A 546-nucleotide genomic window follows, 5' to 3' on the forward strand; every position below is an offset into this window, starting at 1 on the left:
GGTGGTGTCGATGAACATCAAGGACGGATCGCCCTTGCGCTGATCCCAGGCTCGCTGGCTGACCGGCAGCGTCTGCTCCAGAGACAGGCGTTTTTGCTCCAACGCCCCGAACACCAGGTAGGCGGTCATCAGCTTGGTCAGGCTCGCCGGGTCGGCCTGACGATCGGCCTCGCGCTCGGCCAGCACCTGCTGGCTGCTCAGGTCGACGAGCAGGAATTGACGCGCGGCCACCTCGGGAGGCTGCGCAGTGAGCGACAGGATGAGCAGCGCCAGGGCCGCCAGGAAACGCACAGGGAACATGGGAGTGAACGAACTCAGGAAGACAGCGCCTGCACCAGCAGGCGCTTGAGCAGCGCAAGCTGCCCGTGGAAAAAATGCCCCACGCCGGGCAGCACCGTCACGGGCAGACCCTGAGGTCTGGCCCAGTCCAGCACGGCAGCCAGCGGCACGACGTCGTCGTGTTCGCCGTGCAGCACCAGGGTGTGCGCCGGCACCTGGGTGGCCGGAAAGCGACTCGCGGCCAGGCCGACCAGCGCCAAGCGATCC

Annotated in this window: 1 protein-coding gene and 1 pseudogene; both read right to left on the reverse strand. The window is 67.4% G+C overall.

Annotation, left to right across the window (positions count from 1 at the left end):
- Positions 1-300 (reverse strand): serine hydrolase (locus tag ACMUOY_RS20880; RefSeq protein WP_413894616.1); only part of this gene is annotated, 300 nt, incomplete at its 3' end.
- Positions 301-314: 14 nt separating this feature from the next.
- A pseudogene (locus tag ACMUOY_RS20885) lies at positions 315-546 on the reverse strand (alpha/beta hydrolase); the annotation flags it as partial.

The sequence above is a fragment of the Candidatus Skiveiella danica genome, assembly GCF_022705245.1.
Classification (GTDB): Bacteria; Pseudomonadota; Gammaproteobacteria; order Burkholderiales; family Burkholderiaceae_C; genus Skiveiella; species Skiveiella danica.